The sequence below is a fragment of the Vibrio sp. 10N.222.48.A3 genome, assembly GCF_041475345.1.
GTDB classification, from domain to species: Bacteria; Pseudomonadota; Gammaproteobacteria; order Enterobacterales; family Vibrionaceae; genus Vibrio; species Vibrio tasmaniensis_A.
In genome coordinates, this window is the sequence record NZ_JBFRVX010001236.1 from 1 (window position 1) to 1,069 (window position 1,069).

Here is a 1,069-nt window from a genome sequence, read left to right on the forward strand (position 1 = left end):
ATCAGGCGAGTGGCAAAACGATTACTCAATACGTATCACTAATTTTGATATAACGGAAAACAAAATTCATATCCAACCAGCTACTTACTTTGATCAAGTCGCAACGAATCTAACTTTAGATTGGGCTTCTGGTGTATTAGGGGAAGACCCATTACTAACGATTCGAAATGATTATGAAAAAGCTCATCATGGTCTAATTACTCCTCTAAGATCATCAATACTTTCAAATACTCTAGGTGTGGCTGCTATTGTCGTTAATCCAAATACAAAAGAAGTACTGATACCCATTCGTGGGAATGAACAAGCTATAATGGATAACGGCCTAGGTAAATTCCATTGCTCTGCATCTGGGGTTTTTGCATGGAATGAAAATGATACTATTACGAATACCTTATCATTCGACTTTTTCTGTAAAGGAATAGAAAAGGAAATAAAAAGTGAAATTGGACTTAGACCAGATCAATATAGCCTAATACCGCTTGCGTTTACAAGGGAGCTCGTCCGAGGAGGTAAACCCCAGTTATTTTTTATTGCTGAAACTACATTAGATATTGCTAGTATTCAATCTGAAATGAAAATGGCGGAGGAGAATTGGGAATTTATTAGTATTGAGAGTGTTGATGAAAGTAATCCACTTTATAAATATATCGAGTTCCCTTTAAATGCCCCCCAAGATATGTTCACATATGAAGGATGGATGGCCATGAAGATTGCAATGGCATATTTTTATAGAACAGAACCACCTTTCAACGCATGCTAGCTGATATCCACATAAACGAATAAGGATTAAGGCTTCACGCTAGCAACACTAAATCCCTGAGTGTTGAGCAATCCCGGCACCATTTTATTAAGTAAACTGTACGATTAGGCTTGAAGGGCACATTGCTTTGAGGTTTCTCTCAAGACAAGTGAGGCCAAGGTAAGGTTGTGATAACCACCACAGGCCTCACGCTTATACGCATGAGTGACATATTTGCTATTGTAGTCCGCAATTTAGAGTGGGTTACCGAGTTATGAAGTATGACCTTACCATTTTGGTTTACGGCATGAAGGCTAAAGTGGTTTTTAG

At 38.3% G+C, this 1,069-nt stretch carries 1 protein-coding gene and 1 pseudogene; one reads left to right on the forward strand and one right to left on the reverse strand.

Annotated features, from left to right (window positions below; all coding sequences use genetic code 11):
* Positions 1-760: hypothetical protein (locus AB4653_RS25280; RefSeq protein ID WP_372105600.1), on the forward strand; the 760-nt coding region annotated here is incomplete at its 5' end.
* 167 nt (positions 761-927) lie between these two features.
* Here the strand turns inward: AB4653_RS25280 and AB4653_RS25285 are convergent.
* Positions 928-1,069 (reverse strand): annotated as a pseudogene (locus AB4653_RS25285) (IS110 family transposase); the annotation flags it as partial.